Below are 24527 nucleotides of genomic sequence, written 5' to 3' on the forward strand. Positions count from 1 at the left end.
GTGTGTCACATTAAAAATCTGCTTTCAACACCACACGGTAACGGGCTTTGCCGTCACGCACGTGCTGGATCGCTTCGTTGATTTTCGACATCGGATAGAGTTCGGTGATTGGCGATACTTTCGTGCGCCCGGCGAACTTCATCAGTTTGCGCAACTCGAACGGCGTGCCGGTTGCAGAGCCGGACACGCTGCGATCCCCGCTGATCAGGGTAAACGCCGGAACCGGCAGCGGCTTCAGCACGGCCCCCACCGTATGGAAGTTACCGCCGTAGGTCAGTGCTTCAAAGTACGGCTGCCAGTCGAGATCGACATTAACGGTGTTGATGATCAGATCGAATTGACCCGCCAGTGCTTTCAGCGCGTCTGGATCGCGGCTGTTCACCACTTTATCCGCACCCATCGCCAGCACTTCTTGCTCTTTCGCCGGGTTAGAACTGAATGCCGTCACTTCGCAGCCCATCGCGTGCAGCAGTTTGATGGCAATATGACCGAGACCCCCGATACCAATCACACCCACACGGCTGGTGGCGGTGATATGGTGCATCAGCAGCGGTTTAAAGACGGTAATGCCGCCGCACAGCAGCGGACCTGCGGATTCGATATCAATGCTGTCCGGCAGCGGAATGACCCACTGCCAGTCGGCTCGCAGTTTATCGGCAAAACCGCCCTTGTTGAGGATGGTTGGAACGGCGCCTTCAAGGCAGTTGATCTGGTTGCCGCTGATACAGGCGTCGCAATGACCGCAGCTGCGTGCCGTCCAGCCAATACCCACGCGCTGGCCCACTTTCAGGCCTTTGCCCTGCGCAGCGCTGCCGAGCGCCACGACGCGGCCAATCACTTCGTGTCCGGCGACCAGTGGATAGCTTGAAAAGCCCCATTCGTTGTCGATCATGGAGAGATCCGAGTGGCAGATCCCGCAGTAATCAACCTGTACTTCGACGTCTTCCGCTTTTAGTTCGCCCGCATCGTACTCGTACAGTTCAAGTTCTGCACCCGCCTGCGGTGCGGCGTAGCTTTTTATCTTCGACATCGTATTTCCCCCGTTATGGTGTGAACTGAGAGTGTAGAGCATTCAGTTAACCACCGCTTAACAGAAGAGGGCAGCAAAAGTATTTACAGCGTTTTCAGCATCCTGACTTCGCAATCGACGTGGCCGGTGCAGCCCAGCGGTGCATCAATATGCTCAAAGCCGAGATGTTCATACAGGCCGATGGCCTCTTTGAGGAAGGCGGTTGTTTCGAGGTAACAGCGTGTAAAACCCTGATTGCGGGCATAGTCGAATGCGACCAGCGCCAGTTTCTTCGCCAGGCCTTGTCCGCGAACAGATGGCAGGAAATACATTTTCTGCAGCTCGCAGATATCCGGCTCGCTGCAGCTGAGCGGAGCAACGCCGCCGCCGCCCACCACCTGGCCATTCTGCTCAATAACCCAGTAGGCATGGCCCGGCTGGCTGTAAAGCTGGAACAGCTCGTCCAGATTTGGATCAGCAACCGTATAGCCTTTATCAGCCGTCAGGCCATATTCGGCAGAAACCGTACGGATAACGGCGGCGATAGCCGGGTTGTCCTGCACAGCGATCCGACGCATCGTCGTCGCGACGGGGGTAATCACGCTCATAGCATTACTCATTACAAAAATTGACACACAACTGCTGTTAATAGCACCGCAGAAAGGGGAGTGCAAGCGAGGAGTTTTCAGGAAGAATACCCCTTACGCCCTGAAGCGTAAGGGGTAAAAGCATTACAGGGCCGCAATCACCGCCTGCTGCTCAATCAGCTTGGTCTTCGCATCGGCGAAAGCAACCAGGCGTTCACGCTCTTTGGCGATGACCGCTTCCGGCGCGCGGGCGACAAAGCCTTCGTTCGCCAGTTTGCTTTCGATTTTGCCAATTTCCACGTCGACTTTTGCCACTTCTTTTGCCAGACGTGCCAGCTCAGCGTCTTTGTCGACGAGACCCGCCATTGGGATCAGCAGTTCGGCGCCGTCGATGATTTTCGTCACGGAGACCGGACCTTTGTCATCGGCTGGCAGCACGGTGATGCTTTCCAGACGCGCCATGGTTTTCAGGAAGGTATTGTTCTCGGTGACACGACGAACAGCCGCGTCGCTGCAACCGCGCAGGAGCAGTTCCAGCGGTTTGCCCGGGGCGATGTTCATTTCTGCACGGATGTTACGTACAGCAACGATCGCCTGCTTCAGCCACTCGGTATCCGCTGAGGCAGCTTCATCCACTTTAGCGGCATCGAATTCCGGGAACGGCTGCAGCATGATGGTGTCGGCGTTGATGCCCGCGATCGCTTTCACACGCTGCCAGATGGTTTCGGTGATAAATGGAATGATCGGGTGCGCCAGACGCAGCAGGCCTTCCAGCACAGTGATCAGCGTGTTACGCGTACCGCGCAGTTCTGCCTCCGTTCCGCCGTTCATGACCGGCTTCGCCAGCTCCAGGTACCAGTCACAGAACTGGTTCCAGGTGAATTCGTACAGAATGCCCGCCGCGATGTCGAAGCGGTAGCTGTCCAGCGCCTCGCGGAATGCTTTCACCGTCTGGTTGAATTCCGCCAGGATCCAGCGGTCGGCCAGAGAGAGGACCATTTCGCCGCCGTTGAAGCCGCAATCCTGATCTTCAGTGTTCATCAGCACGAAGCGGCTGGCGTTCCACAGTTTGTTACAGAAGTTACGGTAACCTTCCAGACGCTTCATGTCCCAGTTGATGTCGCGACCGGTGGAGGCCAGCGCCGCCAGGGTGAAACGCAGGGCGTCAGTACCGTGAGATTCAATCCCGTTCGGGAACTGTTTCTCGGTGCGCTTGCGGATCTTCTCTGCCAGCTGTGGCTGCATCATGTTACCGGTGCGTTTTTCCAGCAGCTCTTCCAGGGAGATCCCGTCCACCATATCCAGCGGGTCAATGACGTTGCCCTTGGATTTGGACATCTTCTGGCCTTCATCGTCACGGATAAGACCGGTCATATAGACGGTATGGAACGGAACCTGCGGCTTGCCGTTTTCATCTTTAATGAAGTGCATGGTCATCATGATCATGCGGGCAATCCAGAAGAAGATGATATCGAAGCCGGAGACCATCACGCTGGTTGGGTGGAACTGACGCAGCGCGTCGGTGTTCTCTGGCCAGCCGAGGGTGGAGAAGGTCCACAGCGCGGAGGAGAACCAGGTATCCAGCACGTCTTCGTCCTGACGCAGGGCAACGTCTGCGCTCAGGTTGTTTTCCTGACGCACTTCATCTTCGCTGCGGCCAACGTATACGTTGCCTTCGTTGTCGTACCATGCCGGGATACGGTGACCCCACCACAGCTGACGGGAGATACACCAGTCCTGAATATCGCGCATCCAGGAGAAGTACATGTTTTCGTACTGCTTCGGCACGAACTGAATGCTGCCGTTTTCAACCGCTTCAACAGCCGGTTTTGCCAGCACGTCGGCACGCACATACCACTGGTCGGTCAGCATTGGCTCGATAACCACGCCACCACGGTCGCCGTACGGCACGGTCAGATCGTGAGGTTTAATCTCTTCCAGCAGGCCGAGTGCGTCAACGGCAGCCACAATCGCTTTACGCGCGGCAAAGCGTTCCAGCTTCTGGAACTCCGCCGGAATGTCGCTTGAGTAAACGTCGGATTCGTTGCCTTTGGTGTCATACACTTCTGCGCTTTCACGGATGTCACCGTCGAAGGTCAGAATGTTGATCATCGGCAGGGCGTGACGACGACCCACTTCGTAGTCGTTGAAGTCGTGCGCCGGGGTGATTTTCACGCAGCCGGTGCCTTTTTCCATGTCGGCGTGTTCGTCGCCCACTATCGGAATGCGGCGGTTCACCAGCGGCAGCACCACGAATTTGCCAATCAGATCTTTATAACGCGGATCTTCCGGGTTAACGGCCACGCCGGTATCGCCCAGCAGGGTTTCCGGACGGGTGGTCGCCACCACTAAGTAATCTTTACCGTCTGCGGTTTTCGCGCCGTCTGCCAGCGGATAGCGGATGTGCCACATGGAGCCTTTAGACTCGCGGTTTTCCACTTCCAGGTCAGAGATCGCGGTGCGCAGTTTCGGGTCCCAGTTAACCAGGCGTTTGCCACGGTAAATCAGGTCTTCTTTGTACAGACGGACGAACACTTCTTTTACGGCGTTGGAAAGGCCTTCGTCCATGGTGAAACGCTCGCGCTCCCAGTCTACGGAGTTACCGAGACGGCGCATCTGACGGGTAATGGTGCCGCCAGATTCTGCTTTCCACTGCCAGATTTTGTCGATAAAGGCGTCGCGACCGTAATCGTGACGGGTTTTACCCTCTTCAGCGGCAATCTTACGCTCAACCACCATCTGGGTCGCGATACCCGCGTGGTCAGTCCCCGCCTGCCACAGGGTGTTTTTGCCCTGCATGCGCTGGTAGCGGATCATGGTATCCATGATGGTCTGCTGGAAGGCATGACCCATATGCAAACTGCCGGTGACGTTCGGCGGCGGGATCATGATGCAGAAGGACTCTTTGCTTTCATCGCCGTTAGGCTTGAAATAGCCCTGCTGTTCCCAGTGCTCGTAAAGCGGCTGTTCGATATCGCGTGGGTTATATGTCTTTTCCATTATTTCCAGGTTGCCGTATTCAGGTTAAAACCAGCCAGGCGGTACGCTTTGTAGCGTTCGCGCGCCAGTTGTTTCAAGGATTCTTCGTAAGGGACAAAGTCTACCACTTCTGTGAAAGCGGTGGCAAAATCTGCAAAATCTATCCGCAGGCTAATCAGAATATCGCGCGCGCTGCTGTTGCGCTTTTGCGGCCAGGCTATCTCGACCGGTGCGCCGCCGCGCGGCCCTTCGCCAGACAGGTTATGCGGTACAAAACTCTCCGGCGGGCGCGCCCACAGCGCTTCGTCAAGACGAATCGCCTGCTGTTCATCTTCACAGGCAATCAGAACCCGCTTACCTGCGCGCCAACGTTCTGCGGCAATTTCACACACCAGCTGTTCTACGGCGCTGAGGCCATCCTGATGGGTGTCATTGTCCAGAAGGTAGAACGTTGCATTCTTCATATATGGGGCTTCTTGTGCTCACTTTAAATACTTAAGCCGGGTGGCGGCTTCGCCTTACCCGGCCTACGGTTTACTGCCGTTTTGACTTACTCGTCGCCATTAAATCCGGCGCGGTTTAGCAGAAACTGCGACAGCAACGCAACCGGACGACCGGTCGCGCCTTTGGCTTTTCCGGAGCGCCATGCGGTGCCGGCAATATCCAGGTGCGCCCAGTTGTACTTGCGGGTGAAGCGTGCCAGGAAGCAGCCCGCGGTGATGGCACCACCAGGACGGCCGCCGATGTTCGCCATGTCCGCAAAGTTAGATTCCAGCTGTTCCTGGTATTCGTCACCCAGTGGCAGACGCCATGCGCGGTCACCGGCTTGTTCGGACGCGCCGATAAGCTCGTGCGCCAGCGGATTGTGGTTCGACATCAGGCCGGTGATGTGGTGGCCCAGCGCGATCACGCAGGCACCGGTCAGGGTGGCCACGTCGATCACCACGTCAGGTTCGAAGCGTTCAACGTAGGTTAATACGTCGCACAGCACCAGACGGCCCTCGGCATCGGTGTTCAGCACCTCAACGGTCTGGCCGGACATGGTGGTCAGGACATCACCCGGACGATAAGCGCGTCCACCCGGCATGTTTTCGCAGCCCGCCAGCACGCCGATAACATTAATCGGTAACTGAAGTTCAGCCACCATACGCATCACGCCATACACCGCCGCTGCACCACACATGTCGTACTTCATCTCATCCATGCCTTCAGAAGGCTTGATGGAGATACCACCGGAGTCGAAGGTCAGGCCTTTACCGACCAGCACAACAGGACGCGCGTCTTCTGACGGATTGCCCTTGTATTCGATAACCGACATCAGGGATTCGTTCTGCGAGCCGTTGCCCACCGCCAGGTAAGAGTGCATACCCAGCTCTTTCATCTGCTGTTCGCCGATAACGCGGGTGATGACATTTTTGCTGTAGGAGTCAGCCAGCTGGCGCGCCTGAGAAGCCAGATAGGCGGCGTTACAGATATTAGGCGGCATGTTGCCCAGATCTTTTGCGGCTTTAATCCCGGCGGCAATCGCCAGACCGTGCTGGATGGCGCGCTCGCCGCTGGTGAGTTCGCGACGGGTTGGCACGTTAAAGACCATTTTACGCAGCGGACGACGCGGCTCGCTTTTGTTGGTCTTGAGCTGATCGAAGCTGTACAGGCTCTCTTTTGCGGTTTCGACAGCCTGGCGCACTTTCCAGTAGGTGTTACGACCTTTGACGTGCAGTTCGGTCAGGAAGCAAACGGCTTCCATTGAGCCGGTGTCATTCAGGGTATTAATTGTTTTCTGAATCACCTGCTTATACTGACGTTCATCCAGCTCGCGCTCTTTACCGCAGCCAATCAGCAGAATACGTTCGGACAGCACGTTCGGAACATGGTGCAGTAACAGCGTCTGCCCAGGTTTGCCTTCCAGTTCGCCACGGCGCAGCAGGGCGCTAATGTAGCCGTCACTGATTTTATCGAGTTGCTCGGCGATCGGGGAGAGTCGGCGTGGTTCAAAGACGCCCACAACGATGCAGGCACTCCGCTGTTTCTCCGGGCTACCGCTTTTTACACTGAACTCCATGCACTACGCTCCTGAATCTTAAAGACAACAGCGGCTGCTACGGATAGAATTGAAACCTTTCGTAACTCAAGTCCGCTGTTGTGGTGACTTCGTGTTAATCTTACGTTATTACGGTTTCGACACGTCAGAAAAAGTCCTGAAGCGTGAATCCGCCGGGTGTTTTAATCTTAGCGATGATTTCGACGACTCAAGAGAATAAATGACGTTTAAGCCATGAAACAAGCGATTTTCCAGCAAAGAGACGGGTTTTTACGGGCGTATTTAAAGTGATAATCATAAGATATCTGGTGCGGGAGACGCTCAAAAGCCAACTGGCGATCCTCTTCATCCTGCTGCTGATTTTTTTCTGTCAGAAGCTGGTCAAGATCCTCGGTGCGGCCGTTGACGGCGAAATTCCAACGAATCTGGTGCTTTCCCTGCTTGGTTTAGGGATCCCGGAAATGGCGCAGCTTATTCTGCCGCTAAGTCTTTTCCTCGGTCTGCTCATGACGCTCGGTAAGCTTTATACCGAGAGTGAAATCACGGTGATGCATGCCTGTGGTTTGAGCAAGGCTGTTCTGGTGAAAGCCGCCATGATACTGGCGCTGTTCACGGGTATCGTCGCCGCGGTGAATGTGATGTGGGCGGGTCCAATGTCCTCTCGTCATCAGGATGAAGTGCTGGCTGAAGCAAAAGCGAACCCCGGTATGGCGGCATTAGCGCAGGGGCAGTTCCAGCAGGCGACCGACGGAAACTCAGTGCTGTTTATTGAGAGCGTCGACGGCAGTAAATTCAACGACGTCTTCCTGGCACAACTGCGGACCAAAGGAAACGCCCGTCCATCGGTGGTGGTGGCAGACTCCGGTCAGCTTGCGCAGCGCAAAGATGGTTCCCAGGTCGTGACGCTGAATAAAGGCACCCGCTTTGAAGGCACCGCGATGCTTCGTGACTTCCGTATTACGGATTTCCAGAACTATCAGGCCATTATTGGTCATCAGGCGGTGGCGCTCGATCCAACGGATACCGAGCAAATGGATATGCGTACGCTGTGGAACACTGATACTGACAGAGCGCGTGCGGAGTTCCACTGGCGTATTACGCTCGTCTTCACCGTATTTATGATGGCATTGATTGTCGTGCCGCTGAGCGTGGTGAACCCGCGTCAGGGACGCGTGCTCTCAATGCTGCCGGCGATGCTGCTGTACCTGATCTACTTCCTGCTGCAAACCTCGATTCGTTCTAACGGCGCGAAGGGTAAGCTGGACCCGATGGTCTGGACGTGGTTCGTCAACAGCCTGTACATCTTACTGGCGCTGGGATTAAACCTGTGGGATACGGTGCCAGTGCGCCGCATACGTGCCCGATTTTCGCGTAAAGGAGCCATCTAATGCAGGCGTTTGGCGTTCTTGATCGCTATATCGGTAAAACCATTTTCACCACCATCATGATGACGTTGTTCATGCTGGTGTCGCTCTCCGGCATTATTAAATTTGTCGATCAGCTGAAAAAAGCCGGGCAAGGGAGCTACGACGCGCTGGGCGCAGGGATGTATACCCTGCTCAGCGTGCCAAAAGATGTGCAGATCTTCTTCCCGATGGCGGCCCTGCTGGGCGCGCTGCTGGGGCTGGGGATGCTGGCACAGCGCAGCGAACTGGTTGTGATGCAGGCATCGGGCTTTACCCGTTTGCAGGTGGCGCTGTCGGTCATGAAAACCGCGATCCCACTGGTGCTGCTGACCATGGCGATTGGCGAGTGGGTGGCACCGCAGGGCGAACAGATGGCGCGTAACTATCGTGCCCAGGCGATGTATGGCGGTTCACTGCTCTCTACACAGCAAGGGTTATGGGCGAAAGATGGCCAGAACTTCGTCTATATCGAACGCGTGAAAGGGGATGATGAACTGGGCGGCGTGAGTATTTACGCCTTCAATGATGAGCGTCGTTTACAGTCTGTACGTCACGCATCGTCAGCGAAGTTTGACCCCGAACACAAGCAGTGGCGGTTATCCCAGGTTGACGAGTCTGACCTGACGAACCCAAAACAGATCACCGGCTCTCAGACGGTGTCCGGGACGTGGAAAACCAACCTCACGCCGGACAAACTCGGGGTGGTGGCGCTGGATCCGGACGCGCTCTCCATCAGCGGGTTGCACAACTACGTCAAATACCTGAAGTCGAGCGGGCAGGATGCCGGGCGTTATCAGCTCAATATGTGGAGCAAAATCTTCCAGCCGATGTCCGTGGCGGTGATGATGCTGATGGCCCTGTCGTTTATCTTTGGCCCGCTGCGTAGCGTGCCGATGGGTGTTCGTGTGGTCACCGGGATCAGCTTCGGCTTTGTATTCTACGTCCTCGATCAGATCTTTGGCCCGCTGACGCTGGTTTACGGCATTCCGCCAATTATTGGTGCGCTGCTGCCGAGCGCCAGCTTCCTGCTGATCAGCCTCTGGCTGCTGCTGAAACGCTCCTGATTGTCCTCTCCTCGCTTCCGGTTAGCCGGAAGCGAGGCTAATCTCCTGTTTCACCCCGCACTTTTTCTCACAACCTTCAACGTCCCGCCGCGAATTTGAGTATTATTGAGCGATAAAGTCGTGAAGGGATCCTCTATGAAGCAAATTCGAATGCTTGCCCAGTACTACGTCGACCTGATGATGAAGCTCGGGCTGGTGCGTTTCTCCATGCTGCTGGCGCTGGCGCTGGTTGTTCTGGCCATTGTCGTGCAAATGGCCGTGACCATGGTGTTGCATGGTCAGGTCGAGAGTATCGACGTCATCCGCTCTATCTTCTTCGGTTTGCTGATCACCCCCTGGGCGGTCTATTTTCTTTCCGTCGTCGTTGAACAACTGGAAGAGTCCCGTCAGCGCTTGTCAAAACTGGTTGATAAGCTGGAAGAGATGCGTGAGCGCGATTTAAAGCTCAACGTCCAGCTGAAAGACAACATTGCCCAGCTTAACCAGGAGATTTCAGATCGTGAGAAGGCGGAAGCCGAGCGTCAGGCGACGCTTGAGCAGCTGAAAATCGAAATGAAAGAGCGTGAGGTGACGCAGATCCAGCTTGAGCAGCAATCCTCTTTCCTGCGTTCATTCCTTGATGCTTCTCCGGATCTGGTTTTCTACCGCAACGAAGACAAAGAGTTCTCCGGCTGTAACCGGGCGATGGAGCTGCTGACCGGCAAAAGCGAAAAGCAGCTGATCCACCTGAAACCCCAGGATGTGTACTCCGAAGAGGCGGCCGCCAAGGTCATGGAGACGGACGAAAAAGTCTTCCGCCACAATGTCTCGCTGACCTATGAACAGTGGCTGGATTACCCGGACGGGCGTAAAGCCTGCTTTGAGATCCGTAAAGTGCCGTACTACGACCGCGTCGGGAAACGCCACGGCCTGATGGGCTTTGGCCGCGATATCACCGAGCGTAAGCGTTATCAGGATGCCCTTGAGCGCGCCAGCCGCGATAAGACGACCTTCATCTCCACCATAAGCCATGAACTGCGTACCCCGTTGAACGGCATCGTCGGCTTAAGCCGTATTCTGCTGGACACCGACCTGACGGCGGAACAGGAAAAATACCTCAAAACGATCCATGTCTCGGCGGTCACGCTGGGGAATATCTTCAACGATATTATTGACATGGATAAGATGGAGCGCCGTAAAGTCCAGCTTGATAACCAGCCGGTTGATTTCACCAGCTTCCTTGCCGATCTGGAAAACCTGTCCGGCCTGCAGGCGCAGCAGAAGGGGCTGAGCTTTGTCATGGAGCCAACCCTGCCGCTGCCGCACAAAGTGGTCACGGACGGCACGCGTCTGCGCCAAATCCTCTGGAACCTGATCAGCAACGCGGTGAAATTTACCCAGCAGGGGCAGGTGGCGGTGCGTATCCGCTATGACGAAGGCGACATGCTGCACTTTGAGGTGGAAGACTCAGGCATTGGCATTCCGCAGGAAGAGCAGGACAAAATCTTTGCCATGTATTATCAGGTGAAGGACAGCAACGGTGGTAAGCCTGCTACCGGCACGGGCATTGGCCTTGCGGTATCGAAACGGCTCGCGAAGAGCATGGGCGGTGATATCACCGTGGCCAGCCAGGCGGGCAAAGGCTCGACCTTTACGCTGACGGTGCATGCCCCGGCGGTGGCAGAAGAGGTTGAGGATACCTTTGAACAAGACGATATGCCGCTCCCGGCGCTGCATGTTCTGCTGGTCGAAGACATCGAGCTGAACGTGATTGTGGCGCGCTCGGTGCTGGAAAAACTGGGTAACAGCGTGGACGTGGCGATGACCGGTAAAGCCGCGCTGGAGATGTTTAAACCGGGCGAATATGACCTCGTCCTGCTGGATATTCAACTGCCGGACATGACCGGGCTGGATATCTCCCGTGCGCTGACAACGCAGTATGCCGCCGATGAACTGCCGCCGCTGGTCGCGCTGACGGCCAACGCCCTGAAAGATAAAAAAGAGTACCTCGATGCCGGTATGGATGATGTGCTCAGCAAGCCGCTGGCGGTGCCTGCTCTGACCGCCATGATCAAGAAGTTCTGGGATACCCATGATGAAGAGGAGAGCACCATGACGTCTGTTGATAGCGCGAAGGCCCAAACGATTCTGGATACTGCGATGCTGGAGCAGTACATCGACCTGGTTGGCCCAAAACTGATTACCGATGGTCTGGCCGTGTTCGAAAAAATGATGCCTGGCTACCTGAGCGTGCTGGAGTCCAACCTGACCGCACGCGATCAGAAAGGCATTGTGGAAGAAGGACATAAGATCAAAGGTGCTGCAGGCTCTGTCGGGTTACGCCACTTACAGCAGTTGGGACAACAGATTCAGTCACCTGATTTACCGGCATGGGAAGATAACGTGGGTGATTGGGTCGAGGAGATGAAACAAGAGTGGCAGAACGATGTGGCGGTGCTCAAAGCCTGGGTGGATGCCAGAAAAAAATGACCCCGGCTTAACCGGGGTGCGCGAATACTGCGCCAACACCAGGGAAATCGTGGCTGCGCCTGATTTTTCGTGTTGTTTTCGCATGGGCGCCGCCTGAAAATTTAGGCCGCACGCAGATAAGATAGCAAATCTTAAATGGTTTGTTACATGAATCAGTGAAATGTGTGAAGCATAGCGTTTTAATCAAAATTAATTATGTGCTTCAGCAAGTTGCAAAGAAGGAACGTCAGGATGAAAAAGGTTGGTGTCGTACTGAGCGGATGCGGTGTTTACGATGGTTCAGAAATTCATGAAGCCGTCATCACGCTGCTGGCCCTGGCAAGGCAGGGGGCGGAAGCGATCTGTTTCGCGCCAGACAAAAAGCAGGCAGATGTGATTAATCATCTGACCGGAGAGGCCATGGCGGAAACCCGTAACGTACTGATTGAAGCGGCGCGTATTGCGCGTGGCGATGTCCACCCCCTTATTCAGGCGGACGCCGCTGAGCTCGATGCGTTAATCGTGCCGGGCGGGTTTGGGGCGGCCAAAAATCTCAGTACCTTTGCTTCAGAAGGGGCGGCGTGTCAGATCGATCCCCATTTAAAAGCGCTGTCGCAGGCAATGCACGCGGCAGGTAAACCGCAGGGCTTTATCTGTATCGCGCCGGCAATGCTGCCTAAAATTTTTGATTTCCCGCTGCGGCTGACAATCGGCACCGATATTGATACCGCAGAAATCATCGAGGAGATGGGCGGCGAGCACGTACCTTGTCCGGTGGATGACATTGTGGTGGATGAAGACAACAAGGTCGTTACCACGCCTGCCTGGATGCTGGCGCAGAATATTGCCGAGGCCGCTGCAGGCATCGAAAAACTGGTGGCCATAGTGCTGGTGATGACTGAATGAGTCGTAAATTCGGCGCAGGCGCGTGGGTGAAACGCGCCCTGTTGCGCATCGTTCTCGTGCTCGCGGTATTCTGGGGCGGCGGACTCGCCTTATTCAGCATTATGCCGGTCCCGTTTTCGGCCGTGATGGTCGAGCGTCAGCTTGGGGCATGGCTCAGCGGTGATTTCAGCTATGTGGCCCACTCGGACTGGGTAAGTATGGATGAGATCTCACCTTTTATGGGGCTGGCGGTCATTGCGGCAGAGGATCAGAAATTCCCGGAACACTGGGGGTTTGACGTGGCGGCAATCGAGAAAGCGCTGGCGCACAATGAACGCCACGAAAACCGCGTCCGTGGGGCATCGACATTATCGCAGCAAACCGCAAAGAATCTGTTCCTGTGGGACGGTCGCAGCTGGGTACGAAAAGGGCTGGAAGCGGGGTTGACGCTGGGGATGGAAACGGTCTGGAGCAAAAAACGCATTCTGACCGTCTATCTCAATATTGCTGAGTTTGGCGATGGTGTGTTTGGTGTGGAGGCCGCCGCGCAGCGCTATTTCAATAAACCGGCCAGCCGACTGAGTATGTCCGAAGCAGCGCTCCTGGCTGCCGTCTTGCCTAATCCCATCCGCTTTAAGGCCAGTGCCCCGTCCGGGTACGTGCGAAGCCGTCAGGCGTGGATCATGCGCCAGATGCGTCAGTTAGGCGGGGAAGGGTTTATGCAGCGCAATAAATTAATGTAGGGCGGGTAAGCGCAGCGCCACCCGCCAGCGGGGCTGAAATTAATCCTCGTCAAACCCGGCGTTAAACAGCGCAATCACCGCCGCCAGCGCTTCCTCTTCCTGTGGGCCGGTGGCTTCGACTTCAATCTGGCGACCTTTGGCGGAATCCAGCATCAGCAGTGCAATGACGCTGTTTGCTTCCGCTTCGGTCCCTTCATCATTTCGTAGCAGAACTTCCGCATCGAAACCCTGCATCAGTTCGAACAGCTTCATCGCCGGGCGTGCGTGCATGCCCAGCTTATTGGTGATCTCAACGGTTTGTTTTACGGTCATGTTTTACGTTTTTCCAGCGTGCGATGACGGGACTGAACGTTCTTTCCGCGTGAACGGAAATAGTCGGCCAGCTGTTCGGCGATATAGACCGAACGATGTTTACCGCCGGTACAGCCAATCGCCACCGTCAGATAGCTACGATTGTTTGTCTCCAGCATAGGTAACCATAGCTCAAGGTAGCTTCGCGTCTGGTAGATAAAATTGTGAACTTCTGTGTGCCTGTCGAGGAACGCCGCGACGGGTTTATCCAGACCGGTCATTGGACGCAGTTTCGGATCCCAGTGGGGGTTTGGCAGGAAGCGCACGTCGAAAACATAATCCGCATCGATAGGTATGCCGTGCTTAAAGCCGAATGACTCAAACACCATTGTCAGTTCACGCTCGCGTTTGCCCAGTAAACGGGTACGAAGCATTTCTGCCAGCTCGTGAACGGACATTTCGGAGGTGTCGACAATCAAATCGGCACGTGAGCGCAGGGGCTCCAGCAGGTCGCTCTCTTCGTCGATTGCGCTCTCCAGAGAGAGGTTCTTGCTGGAAAGCGGGTGCAAACGACGGGTATCGCTGTAGCGACGGATCAGTGTGTTGCGGTCCGCATCAAGGAACAACAGCTGAGGTGAAAACGTGTCCGGCAGGTTGCTCATCGCCTGTTCAAAGATTTCTGGCGATTCAGGCATGTTACGGACGTCGATGCTGACGGCGGCAGAGATTTGTCTGTCTGCAAGGGTGCGTGCCAGCTCGGGCAGCAGTACCACCGGCAGGTTATCTACGCAGTAAAAACCCATGTCTTCCAGCGCGCGCAGGGCGACGGATTTCCCCGACCCTGAACGGCCACTGACAATCATCAGCACCATGTTCCGTTTCTCCTCAGGACAACAGATGTGAAGGCCATCTCCTGGTTATGCCTCATCCTGACTGCCTTCTGCTTCAGTGATAATTTCATAAAGCTCTTCATCACTTTGCGCTGAGCGCAGTCGACGGCAGATGGTTTTATCGGCCAGGCGTTTAGCGACCAGTGAAAGCGTATGCAGATGGGTTTTCGTCTGATCGGCAGGAACCAGCAGCGCGAAGAGGAGATCAACGGGCTGGTTATCGATGGCATCAAAGGCAATAGGCGTTTCCAGTTGCACAAACACACCGACGGCACGCAGGGTGTCCTCTTCCAGTTTGCCATGCGGGATCGCAATGCCGTTGCCGATACCGGTACTGCCCATTTTTTCACGGGTCAGGATGGCTTCGAATACGACCTGCGGTGGCAGGCCCAGCTGTTTTGCGGCCAGTTCACTGATAATCTCCAGCGCACGTTTTTTGCTCTGGCAGTGAACGCCACTGCGGGTACATTCCTGGTTAAGGACATTGCTCAATTGAAGAGCGGAATCGTTGTTCATCATAATTTCACCTAAGCGCTAACTGTACAAATGGCCTGTTGTGCTCCACAACAGGCCTTCCTGCACCCGTTAACTGCCCGGACAATTAGTGTTGTTTCAGTTTATCTTTATGTTTATTGAGCTGTCTTGCAAGCTTATCAATCAAGCCGTCGATAGCAGCGTACATGTCTTGCCCTTCCGCACTGGCGTGGAGTTCGCCCCCATTGACATGCAGGGTTGCATCCGAGATATGAGTCACTTTCTCCACTTTCAACACAATATAGACCTGATTGATCCTTTCGAAATACTGCTCGAGTTTTGCGAATTTCGTGTTCAGAAAGTCGCGTAAAGCTTCAGTAATTTCGACGTTTTGTCCAGTGATGTTGAGCTGCATAGTGTCTTCCTTATCGGTTGTGTCAGACCAGCTGTTTACGCTGGTTAGACGGCGGAATGGATAAAGACTCTCGATACTTCGCAACAGTACGACGTGCCACCATAATACCCTGGTCGGACAGCATGGTGGTTAACTTACTGTCGCTCAGTGGCTTCGCGGGGTTCTCCGCGGCGATCAACTTCTTCACCAGTGCACGAATCGCCGTTGACGAGGCTTCGCCACCGCCTTCGGTATTCACATGACTGGAGAAGAAATACTTAAGCTCAACTATACCGCGAGGACTGTGCAGATACTTCTGCGTGGTCACGCGGGAAATCGTTGATTCATGCATCTCGACGGCCTGGGCGATATCCGCCAGCACCATCGGTTTCATATACTCTTCGCCCTGCTCAAAGAAAGCCTGCTGTTGTTCGACGATACAGCGGCTCACACGCAACAGCGTATCATTGCGGCTCTCCAGGCTTTTGATTAACCAACGCGCTTCCTGCAGATTGCTACGAATATACTGGTTGTCGGCGTCGTTACGCGCGCTGGTGCACATGGAGGCATATTGCTGATTGATTTGCAGGCGAGGAATGCTGTCTGAATTGAGTTCAACGACCCAGCGGCCGTTGTGTTTTCTGACCAGCACGTCAGGTATGACGTATTCAGGCTCACTGGTCTGGATCGACTGGCCGGGGCGAGGATCGAGCGACTGAATCAGGTTAACCGCCTCTTTCAGCACCTCTTCTTTCAGACGCGTAACGCGCATCAGGGTACGGAAATCATGGTTAGCCAGCAGATCCAGATGATCGCTGATGATTAAGCGGGCTTCATCGATCCAGGGCGTCTCTTTGCTGAACTGCGAAAGCTGGATCAGCAGACAGTCGCGCAGGTCTTTCGCTGCTACGCCCACCGGGTCGAAACGCTGAATGCGCTTCAGAACGGCTTCTATCTCTTCGAGTTCAATCTCGTCATCGCCCATGCTTTCCAGAATATCGTCCAGCGTGACGGTCAGATAGCCGGTATCGTCAACGGCATCGACGATGGAGGTGGCAATCGCGCGATCGGTATCGGAGAAAGGGGTTAGCTCCACCTGCCACATCAGGTAATCCTGTAGTGACTGGGTGGTTTCACCCTGATAGACCGGTAGCTCATCGTCCTGGTAGTCTGCACGCGTGCCGGAAGGGGTTCCGGCGGTGTAGATTTCATCCCAGCTGGCATCCAGCGGAAGCTCATCCGGCATCTCTTTTTGTTCGAGTGCATCGGCGGTATCGAGGGCTTCCGTGTCCTGTGATTGCTGAGTGTCTACCTCGTCATGAAGATCGGCTTGCTCCAGCAGCGGATTGCTGTCCAGCGCTTGCTGGAGCTCCTGCTGGAGTTCTAATGTGGACAGTTGCAACAGGCGAATCGCCTGCTGTAACTGCGGCGTCATCGCCAGTTGTTGGCTGAGCCTTAATTGCAAACCTTGCTTCATGTTCAGAGCATTTTTCTCCGGTTCGGCGTTACGTTACCTCTACCCTATCAGAGTCTGAAGTCTTCCCCAAGATAGACGCGCTTAACATGATCATCTTCGAGGATCTGCTGTGGCGTACCGTGGGCGATCAGGTTGCCCTGGCTCACGATATACGCACGTTCACATACGGCCAGTGTTTCACGGACGTTGTGGTCAGTAATCAACACGCCAAGACCGCTGTCGCGCAGATGCTCAATAATACGTTTAATGTCGATAACGGAGATGGGGTCAACGCCTGCAAATGGTTCATCCAGCAGGATGAACTTCGGGTTTGCTGCCAACGCGCGTGCAATTTCAACACGGCGGCGTTCCCCCCCGGACAGCGCCTGACCGAGGCTATCGCGCAGGTGCTCAATGTGAAACTCTTCCATCAGCTCGTTGGCGCGATCCTGACGCTGTTCGCTGGTCAGGTCATCACGAATTTGTAGAACGGCCATCAGGTTATCGAAGACGCTCAGGCGACGGAAAATGGAGGCTTCCTGCGGCAGGTAGCCAATACCACGGCGTGCGCGCGCATGCAGTGGCAGAAGGCTGATGTCTTCATCATCAATGATGATGTTACCGGCATCGCGTGGGACAATACCCACGACCATGTAGAAGGTCGTGGTTTTACCTGCACCGTTTGGACCAAGCAGGCCTACAATTTCGCCGGAGTTGACGGTCAGACTGACATCTTCCACGACACGGCGGCCCTTATAGGCCTTCGCGAGATTTTTTGCAGTTAATGTTGCCATAACGAATTAGTTACTCTTCTTCTGTGCCGGGGCCTGGCCCTTGCCTTTGTCCTGCAGCTGAGACGGCACTAACACGGTGGTGACGCGTTTGCCTTTCTCGCTGGAGGCCTGCATTTTTTGCTCTTTCACCAGATAGGTGATCTTATCGCCGGTGATATTGCTATCGAGCTGTTCCAGATAGGCGTTACCGGTAAGGATGACCAGATCTTTCGCCAGTTCATAATGCATGTGGCTGGCATGGCCCTTCACTGGCTTGCCGTTGTCCTGCATCTGGTAGAACGTGGCCGGGTTGCCGTAGCCATCAATGATCTCTTTGCCCTGTTCGCCACCTGGACGGGTAACGACCACCTTATCGGCGTTAATCTTGATGGTGCCCTGGGTCATGACCACGTTGCCGGTAAAGGTAACGACATTACCCTGCATATCAAGAGACTGCGTATCGGACTCGATATGGATCGGCTGTTCGGTATCGCCAGTAACAGCAAGCGCGGGAAGACTGGCCGCCAGCATCGCGCTGGCGATAATTACTTTAAGGCTGAGTTTGTTTGTTTTGAATTTCATAGGAGGTTCTAACCTTTTCAATCAGCTCGGCGTTTTTGCTGCGTAAGTTCCCGCGCATTCTTAAACCGCTGGAATTAAATGTTGTGCCGTACAGAGTGACCAGATCCTGCGACGTCACATCCTGAGTAACCAGGTTGATCTGGGCATTATCTGTCGTAATTTTGCGCAGTTGTGAGTCAGCGGTCAGGGCGTTGACTTCAACATGGCCATAAAGATAAAGCATACGGTCATTCGTCAGTTTTGCCCGGTCAGACTTAATCGACCACGTCGGCACTTTGTCCTTATCAAACGTCGTCATGACCGGCTGGGTAAACCACGAAATACCGTCATCTGAAAAATATTCAACGTGCTGGGCAATCAGGCGATAGTTCAGCGCACCTTCCGGGCTATAGACTACGGTATCACTGTGATCGCTTTTATAGGTTGGATCGTTATTGTTGATCACTTCCGTTTGCGTATCGTCACGATCGGCAAGGTTCACGCCAATCAGTATCAGTGCGACAAGCGAAAGCAGAATGATAACCCAACGTCTGGTTTTACTCATATCGATTGCCCTTTGGCCTCATCAAGCTTGCCCTGCGCCAGCAGAAGCAGATCGCAGACTTCACGTACGGCACCACGGCCACCGTTGATGTGGGTAACATAATCAGCACGCGGGATCAGCAGCGGATGCGCATCCGCAACCGCGACACTCAGGCCAATCTCGGCCATTACCGGCCAGTCGATCAGGTCGTCCCCGACATAGGCCACATGTTCTGGCGCGATAGACAGTTTACCCAGTAAATCATTGAAAGCAGCCATCTTATCGGACTGTCCCTGATACAGATGGGTAATGCCCAACGTTTCACAGCGATCTTCTACCAGTTTAGCTTTTCGCCCGGTGATGATGGCAACCTCGATACCCGATGTGAGTGCACAACGAATACCGTAGCCATCGCGAACGTTGAACGCTTTCAGCTCTTCACCATTATTGCCCATGTAAATCAGGCCATCGGACAGTACGCCGTCCACATCCAGAATCAGCAGGCGAATATTTTCTGCCTTTGCCATCACGTGGGCACTGACCGGACCATAACAGGTTGCAAGGGATGCACCCGCATTACTCATTGTCTTATCCTTCATTACACTACGCCTGCGCGCAGCAGATCATGCATATGTACCACACCCAGCAATTGGTCGCCATCGGCAACCATCACTGAGGTGATATGTCGGGACTGCATCAGGTTCAGTACATCCACCGCCAGCGTGCCCGGGCGAACGCGAATCCCGCCGGGCGTCATCACATCGACAATACCCAGCGTGCGAACATCCACGCCCATGTCGAACACGCGACGCAGATCACCGTCGGTGAAAATCCCTTCGATCTTCATCAGATCGTCACACACCACCGTCATGCCCAGGTTTTTACGGGTGATTTCCAGCAGCGCATCACGCAGGGAGGCCTCTTTACTGACGTGAGGGATTTCATCGCCAGTATGCATAATATCGTTAACCCGCAGCAGCAGTTTCCGACCCAGCGCACCGCCAGGATGGGAAAGCGCGAAATCTTCAGGGGTAAAACCGCGGGCTTCAAGGAGCGCAACGGCAAGCGCGTCGCCCATTACCAGCGCCGCGGTGGTGCTGGATGTCGGCGCAAGTCCCAGTGGGCAGGCCTCTTTCGGCACTTTCACGCACAAGTGAATATCCGCCGCACGTGCCATGCTGCTTTCCGGGCGGCTGGTCATGCAAATGAGCGGGACCTGCAGCCGCTTCAGAACCGGTATCAGTGCCAGGATCTCGTTGGACTCCCCGGAGTTTGACAGCGCAATGACGACATCCTGCGGCGTCACCATGCCCAGATCGCCGTGTGCCGCTTCTCCTGGATGTACAAAGAAGGAGGAGGTGCCGGTGCTGGCGAAAGTGGCGGCCATTTTGCGGCCAATGTGGCCGGACTTGCCCATCCCCATTACCACGACTTTACCGGCACAGTAGAACATCTTCTCACAGGCCAGACTAAAATCCTGATTAATGTACTGATCTAACTGCGCCAGACCTTCACGTTCAATCTCCAGAACGTCTTTGCCTGCTTTCTGAAAGTCAAAACCCGGCTGCAATTCTATTTGCGACATAATGCGTTTCCGTTTACCCAGAGAGAAGAGGCGAAAGCCAGTACAGCATCGCCATCCATACGATAAATCCACCCGTCAGCAGCGCGCCTGCGCCTTTGCCGATCTGTCGTTGCCGCCGCCAGCAGAGCAGGGCAAAGATAACGCTTACCAGCAACATCACCCCGTAATCACGTGAGAAGGCCAGCGGGTTAAACGGCCCGGGCGTTATCAGGGCTGGCAGGCCCATGACGATGGCAATATTGAAGATGTTCGAGCCGATAATATTGCCGATGGCGATGTCATCTTCACCTTTACGTGCCCCGGCAATGGCCGTGGCCAGCTCCGGCAGGCTGGTGCCGATGGCGATCACGGTCAGGCCAATGGTCAGTTCGCTCATGGCGAAATAATTCGCCAGTACCGTCGCGTTATCCACGACCATCCGTGTTGCCATGGGCATAATGATCAACGCGACACCCAGCCAGAGCAGTGCAACAGGCAGCGTACCTTCACGCGGTAGCTCGGCGACCTGCTCACGTGTCAGGCTGTCCTGACCCTGTTTTTCCGCCAGGCGGGCAATGTTAACACTATAGAGCAGCCAGATGACCGCCAGCGCCAGCAAGAAAATGCCGTCACTGTAGCTCAGAACGCCATCGTAAAATACGCATCCTGCCAACAGGCTTACGATCAACATTAGCGGCAATTCCCGGCGCAGAACATCAGAATGCACGCGAAATGGATGGAGCAGCGCGGCCAGGCCCAGAATAAGCAGAATATTGACGATGTTAGAGCCAATCGCGGTGCCAACAGCAAGGTCTATCTGACCATGCAGCGATGCCGTCACAGAGACGATGATTTCAGGCAGGGAGGTTCCAACACTGACCACGGTCATCCCGATGACAACAGGTGGGACGCCAGTGAGGCGGCACAGGATCGATGCAGCAAACACCAAACGGTCAGCACTGTAGACCACCAAAAGTAAACCAATTATTAACAGTGCTGTTGCTAAAAGCATCAAAAGTCCTTTCTTCAGGTATACTCGCCGGTCCACCGCGCGGGAATTGTTAGCGCTGCATACAGCCTAAGACGTAACGAATTCCTAATTTTGACTTTATGCGCCGGAAAAGTAAAACAAATGCCAGCTTTCGCTAACCTCTACGGCTAATATTCTGTAAAAATGTGGGGTTTAGGGCTGATTTAAGCTTCACGCTTCGCATGAAGCAGGGTAAGAAAGGAACCGTAAATGAGCCAAACGATGGCGAATTTAGTCGATGTCCGTGGGGTGAGCTTTTCTCGCGGCAACAGATTGATATTTGATGATATTTCGTTGACCGTGCCACGTGGCAAAATCACAGCCATCATGGGACCGTCCGGGATCGGTAAAACGACCCTGCTGCGACTTATCGGTGGGCAGATCCCACCCGATAGCGGTGAAATCCTCTTCGACGGCGAAAACGTACCGGAGATGTCGCGGTCGCGCCTGTATACTGTGCGCAAGCGGATGAGCATGCTCTTTCAGTCGGGGGCCTTGTTCACCGACATGAACGTCTTTGATAATGTCGCCTATCCGCTGCGCGAGCATACGCAGCTTCCGCCAGAGCTGCTGAAAAGCACGGTAATGATGAAGCTGGAGGCGGTAGGGCTGCGTGGCGCCGCAAAGCTGATGCCGTCAGAGCTGTCTGGTGGCATGGCGCGTCGCGCCGCGCTGGCGAGAGCCATTGCGCTGGAACCCGATTTAATCATGTTCGACGAACCGTTTGTCGGACAGGATCCAATTACGATGGGCGTGCTGGTGAAGCTCATCTCTGAATTGAACAGCGCGCTCGGCGTCACCTGCATTGTGGTGTCTCACGATGTGCCGGAAGTGTTGAGTATTGCCGACTATGCCTACATTGTGGCAGACAAAAGGATCGTCGCGCACGGCAGCGCCCAGGCGTTGCAGGAAAACTGCGATCCGCGAGTACGGCAGTTCCTCGACGGTATTGCGGATGGGCCTGTGCCGTTCCGCTACCCTGCGGGCGACTATCGTGACGATTTATTGGGAATAGGGAGTTAAGCCACTCATGCTGTTAAATGCGTTGGCCGCTCTTGGACACCGTGGCATAAAAACCATCAGGACGTTCGGGCGCGCCGGATTGATGTTGTTCAACGCGCTGGTCGGCAAGCCGGAGTTCCGCAAGCACGCGCCTTTACTGGTACGGCAACTCTATAACGTCGGCGTGCTGTCGATGCTGATCATCATTGTGTCCGGTCTGTTTATCGGCATGGTGCTGGGGCTGCAGGGCTACCTTGTTCTGACGACCTACAGCGCGGAAACCAGCCTCGGCATGCTGGTGGCGCTTTCGCTGCTGCGTGAACTGGGGCCGGTGGTGGCGGCACTGCTGTTTGCCGGACGCGCGGGGTCGGCACTCACCGCAGAGATTGGTCTGATGCGTGCCACCGAGCAGCTTTCCAGTATGGAAATGATGGCGGTCGATCCGTTGCGGCGTGTTATCTCACCCCGTTTCTGGGCAGGGGTTATCTCCTTACCGTTGCTGACTATCCTGTTTGTGGCCGTCGGTATCTGGGGCGGTTCGTTGGTGGGCGTTCACTGGAAAGGGATTGATGCCGGTTTCTTCTGGTCTGCCATGCAGGACGCCATCGATCTGCGAATGGATCTGGTTAACTGTTTGATTAAAAGCGTGGTATTTGCCATTACGGTCACCTGGATTGCGTTATTTAATGGTTACGATGCCATCCCGACGTCGGCGGGCATTAGCCGTGCAACTACACGTACTGTCGTACATTCGTCGCTGGCCGTACTGGGTCTGGATTTTGTGCTCACCGCACTGATGTTTGGGAATTGAGTTCATGCAAACGAGAAAAAATGAAATTTGGGTCGGCGTGTTCCTGTTGTTGGCACTGCTTGCCGCACTGTTTATCTGCCTGAGAGCGGCGGATATCACCTCAGTGCGTACCGAACCGACTTATCGCATCTATGCCACTTTCGACAATATCGGAGGGCTGAAGGCGCGCTCTCCTGTGCGTATTGGCGGTGTGGTTATTGGCCGTGTGGCTGACATTACGCTTGATGAAAAAACCTATCTGCCGCGCGTGGCGATGGATATTGAAGAGCGTTACAACCATATCCCGGATACCAGCTCGCTTTCTATCCGCACCTCCGGCCTGCTGGGCGAACAATATCTGGCACTGAACGTGGGCTTTGAAGATCCTGAGCTTGGAACGACTATCCTTAAAGACGGTAGCGTGATCCAGGATACCAAGTCCGCGATGGTGCTGGAGGACATGATTGGTCAGTTCCTTTACAACAGTAAGGGAGATGATAAAAAGTCCGATGCTGCCCCTGCGCAGACTGAAGATCATACCAACGTCGCACCGACACCTGGCACGACGAATTAATATCAGGAGAAGTCATTCATGTTTAAACGACTGTTAATGGTTGCCATGCTGGTTATTGCCCCTCTCACGGCAGCACACGCCGCGGATCAGAGCAACCCGTACAAACTGATGGACGAAGCCGCGAAGAAAACCTTCGATCGTCTTAAAAACGAACAGCCTAAAATTCGTTCTAATCCTGATTATCTGCGTGACGTGGTCGACCAGGAGCTGCTGCCGTATGTGCAGATCAAATATGCCGGTGCGCTGGTGCTGGGGCGTTATTACAAAGACGCTACCCCTGCGCAGCGTGAAGCCTACTTTGCTGCCTTCCGTGAATACCTGAAACAGGCTTACGGCCAGGCGCTGGCGATGTACCACGGCCAGACCTACCAGATTGCACCGGAACAGCCGCTGGGTGATGCCACCATAGTGCCTATTCGCGTCACGATCATCGATCCTAACGGTCGTCCACCGGTTCGCCTGGATTTCCAGTGGCGTAAAAACAGCCAGACCGGTAACTGGCAGGCGTATGACATGATCGCCGAAGGGGTGAGCATGATCACGACTAAACAGAATGAGTGGAGCGACCTGCTGCGTACTAAAGGCATTGATGGCCTGACCGCCCAGCTGCAGTCTATCTCTCGCCAGAAAATCACCCTGGATGAGAAGAAGTAATGTCGCAGCAACTGAGCTGGTCGCGTGAGGGCGAAACATTAAAGCTGTCCGGTGAACTCGATCAGGATCTGCTCAACCCGTTATGGGATAAACGCCATGACGCCATGCAGGGCGTTACGCTGATCGATTTGAGCGGCGTCACGCGGGTAGATACGGCTGGGGTGGCGCTGCTTGCCCACCTCATTGCCGTGGGGAAAAAGCAGGGGGCAACCGTAATGCTTCACGGGGCCAGCGATAATGTCGTCACCCTGGCGCAGCTCTACAATCTTCCTCAGGACGTACTGCCGCATTAATATTTTCAGTGCGTTACTTCTGAAAGCCCTGACAGTTTCATCGTCGGGGCTTTTTGCTTGTTTAAGACGACGCCA

26 protein-coding genes are annotated in these 24527 nt (G+C 54.9%); 10 read left to right on the top strand and 16 right to left on the bottom strand.

The window, feature by feature from the left end:
- Positions 1-10 precede the first annotated feature (10 nt).
- The 5 genes from APU11_RS21865 to pepA all read right to left on the bottom strand — a co-directional run bounded on the left by APU11_RS21865 (position 11) and on the right by pepA (position 6637).
- Complete coding sequence (locus APU11_RS21865; RefSeq protein ID WP_058651428.1) at positions 11-1030, bottom strand: NAD(P)-dependent alcohol dehydrogenase; 1020 nt, start codon at positions 1028-1030, stop codon at positions 11-13.
- Between the two features lie 83 nt (positions 1031-1113).
- The gene (locus tag APU11_RS21870) at positions 1114-1617 is read right to left on the bottom strand and encodes a GNAT family N-acetyltransferase (protein ID WP_038983643.1); all 504 of its coding nucleotides are present in this window, start codon (positions 1615-1617) and stop codon (positions 1114-1116) included.
- A 123-nt stretch (positions 1618-1740) separates the two neighbouring features.
- Positions 1741-4596, bottom strand: a complete 2856-nt coding sequence (locus APU11_RS21875; protein WP_058651427.1) for a valine--tRNA ligase — start codon at positions 4594-4596, stop codon at positions 1741-1743.
- Positions 4596-5039 (bottom strand): DNA polymerase III subunit chi, encoded by a 444-nt coding sequence (holC, locus tag APU11_RS21880; protein ID WP_008502815.1) that lies wholly within the window; start codon positions 5037-5039, stop codon positions 4596-4598. The genes APU11_RS21875 and holC overlap by 1 nt, the downstream gene beginning before the upstream one ends.
- An 86-nt stretch (positions 5040-5125) precedes the next feature.
- Positions 5126-6637 (bottom strand): leucyl aminopeptidase, encoded by a 1512-nt coding sequence (gene pepA / locus APU11_RS21885; RefSeq protein WP_013098951.1) that lies wholly within the window; start codon positions 6635-6637, stop codon positions 5126-5128.
- Positions 6638-6903: 266 nt separating this feature from the next.
- Between pepA and lptF the strand changes: the two genes are divergently transcribed.
- From lptF to mtgA, 5 genes are all read left to right on the top strand, one after another.
- Entirely contained in the window at positions 6904-8004 is a 1101-nt protein-coding gene (gene lptF / locus APU11_RS21890) for an LPS export ABC transporter permease LptF (RefSeq protein WP_029883394.1), read from the top strand.
- Positions 8004-9086, top strand: a complete 1083-nt coding sequence (gene lptG, locus APU11_RS21895) for an LPS export ABC transporter permease LptG (protein WP_013098949.1) — start codon at positions 8004-8006, stop codon at positions 9084-9086. The genes lptF and lptG overlap by 1 nt, the downstream gene beginning before the upstream one ends.
- A gap of 135 nt (positions 9087-9221) precedes the next feature.
- A complete protein-coding gene (arcB, locus tag APU11_RS21900) occupies positions 9222-11555 on the top strand; it encodes an aerobic respiration two-component sensor histidine kinase ArcB (protein WP_058651426.1) in 2334 nt (777 codons plus the stop codon).
- 231 nt (positions 11556-11786) lie between these two features.
- On the top strand, positions 11787-12440 hold the full coding sequence (gene elbB, locus APU11_RS21905; protein ID WP_058651425.1) for an isoprenoid biosynthesis glyoxalase ElbB: 654 nt from the start codon (positions 11787-11789) through the stop codon (positions 12438-12440).
- Entirely contained in the window at positions 12437-13162 is a 726-nt protein-coding gene (gene mtgA / locus APU11_RS21910) for a monofunctional biosynthetic peptidoglycan transglycosylase (RefSeq protein ID WP_020687356.1), read from the top strand. The genes elbB and mtgA overlap by 4 nt, the downstream gene beginning before the upstream one ends.
- A 39-nt stretch (positions 13163-13201) precedes the next feature.
- Here mtgA and npr read toward each other — a convergent pair whose 3' ends face one another.
- From npr to APU11_RS21965, 11 genes are all read right to left on the bottom strand, one after another.
- Entirely contained in the window at positions 13202-13474 is a 273-nt protein-coding gene (gene npr / locus APU11_RS21915) for a PTS phosphocarrier protein NPr (RefSeq protein ID WP_003861872.1), read from the bottom strand.
- Positions 13471-14325, bottom strand: coding sequence for an RNase adapter RapZ (gene rapZ, locus APU11_RS21920; protein WP_013098945.1), 855 nt, complete (start codon positions 14323-14325; stop codon positions 13471-13473). Before rapZ ends, npr begins: the two co-directional genes overlap by 4 nt.
- Before the next feature lie 45 nt (positions 14326-14370).
- Positions 14371-14862 (bottom strand): PTS IIA-like nitrogen regulatory protein PtsN, encoded by a 492-nt coding sequence (gene ptsN, locus APU11_RS21925; RefSeq protein WP_013098944.1) that lies wholly within the window; start codon positions 14860-14862, stop codon positions 14371-14373.
- An 82-nt stretch (positions 14863-14944) separates the two neighbouring features.
- On the bottom strand, positions 14945-15232 hold the full coding sequence (gene hpf, locus APU11_RS21930; RefSeq protein WP_006178790.1) for a ribosome hibernation promoting factor: 288 nt from the start codon (positions 15230-15232) through the stop codon (positions 14945-14947).
- 22 nt (positions 15233-15254) lie between these two features.
- Positions 15255-16688 (bottom strand): RNA polymerase factor sigma-54, encoded by a 1434-nt coding sequence (rpoN, locus tag APU11_RS21935; RefSeq protein ID WP_058651424.1) that lies wholly within the window; start codon positions 16686-16688, stop codon positions 15255-15257.
- Between the two features lie 47 nt (positions 16689-16735).
- Entirely contained in the window at positions 16736-17461 is a 726-nt protein-coding gene (gene lptB, locus APU11_RS21940) for an LPS export ABC transporter ATP-binding protein (protein WP_013098941.1), read from the bottom strand.
- 6 nt (positions 17462-17467) lie between these two features.
- Positions 17468-18022: a lipopolysaccharide ABC transporter substrate-binding protein LptA gene (lptA, locus tag APU11_RS21945; protein ID WP_013098940.1), complete on the bottom strand. Its 555-nt coding sequence runs from the start codon at positions 18020-18022 to the stop codon at positions 17468-17470.
- On the bottom strand, positions 17991-18566 hold the full coding sequence (gene lptC, locus APU11_RS21950; RefSeq protein ID WP_013098939.1) for an LPS export ABC transporter periplasmic protein LptC: 576 nt from the start codon (positions 18564-18566) through the stop codon (positions 17991-17993). Before lptC ends, lptA begins: the two co-directional genes overlap by 32 nt.
- A complete protein-coding gene (kdsC, locus tag APU11_RS21955) occupies positions 18563-19129 on the bottom strand; it encodes a 3-deoxy-manno-octulosonate-8-phosphatase KdsC (RefSeq protein WP_029883391.1) in 567 nt (188 codons plus the stop codon). The genes lptC and kdsC overlap by 4 nt, the downstream gene beginning before the upstream one ends.
- Before the next feature lie 14 nt (positions 19130-19143).
- Positions 19144-20130, bottom strand: coding sequence for an arabinose-5-phosphate isomerase KdsD (gene kdsD / locus APU11_RS21960; protein ID WP_029883390.1), 987 nt, complete (start codon positions 20128-20130; stop codon positions 19144-19146).
- Positions 20131-20143: 13 nt separating this feature from the next.
- Positions 20144-21121, bottom strand: coding sequence for a calcium/sodium antiporter (locus APU11_RS21965; RefSeq protein ID WP_013098936.1), 978 nt, complete (start codon positions 21119-21121; stop codon positions 20144-20146).
- 228 nt (positions 21122-21349) lie between these two features.
- Here APU11_RS21965 and mlaF point away from each other — a divergent pair, with 228 nt between their 5' ends.
- Genes mlaF through mlaB form a run of 5 tightly spaced genes read left to right on the top strand, consistent with a single transcriptional unit; the run spans position 21350 to position 24452 of the window.
- Positions 21350-22162 carry a phospholipid ABC transporter ATP-binding protein MlaF gene (mlaF, locus tag APU11_RS21970; protein WP_020687352.1) on the top strand — a complete coding sequence of 271 codons (813 nt, stop codon included), beginning with the start codon at positions 21350-21352 and terminating at the stop codon, positions 22160-22162.
- A gap of 7 nt (positions 22163-22169) precedes the next feature.
- Positions 22170-22952, top strand: a complete 783-nt coding sequence (gene mlaE / locus APU11_RS21975; protein ID WP_010436044.1) for a lipid asymmetry maintenance ABC transporter permease subunit MlaE — start codon at positions 22170-22172, stop codon at positions 22950-22952.
- A gap of 4 nt (positions 22953-22956) precedes the next feature.
- Positions 22957-23505 carry an outer membrane lipid asymmetry maintenance protein MlaD gene (gene mlaD / locus APU11_RS21980; protein WP_013098934.1) on the top strand — a complete coding sequence of 183 codons (549 nt, stop codon included), beginning with the start codon at positions 22957-22959 and terminating at the stop codon, positions 23503-23505.
- Positions 23506-23523: 18 nt separating this feature from the next.
- Positions 23524-24159 (top strand): phospholipid-binding protein MlaC, encoded by a 636-nt coding sequence (mlaC, locus tag APU11_RS21985; RefSeq protein ID WP_013098933.1) that lies wholly within the window; start codon positions 23524-23526, stop codon positions 24157-24159.
- A complete protein-coding gene (gene mlaB, locus APU11_RS21990) occupies positions 24159-24452 on the top strand; it encodes a lipid asymmetry maintenance protein MlaB (RefSeq protein WP_023622313.1) in 294 nt (97 codons plus the stop codon). The genes mlaC and mlaB overlap by 1 nt, the downstream gene beginning before the upstream one ends.
- Positions 24453-24527 lie beyond the last annotated feature (75 nt).

Origin of the sequence: Enterobacter sp. 50793107 (genome assembly GCF_001463365.1) — a bacterium.
GTDB lineage: Bacteria > Pseudomonadota > Gammaproteobacteria > Enterobacterales > Enterobacteriaceae > Enterobacter > Enterobacter cloacae.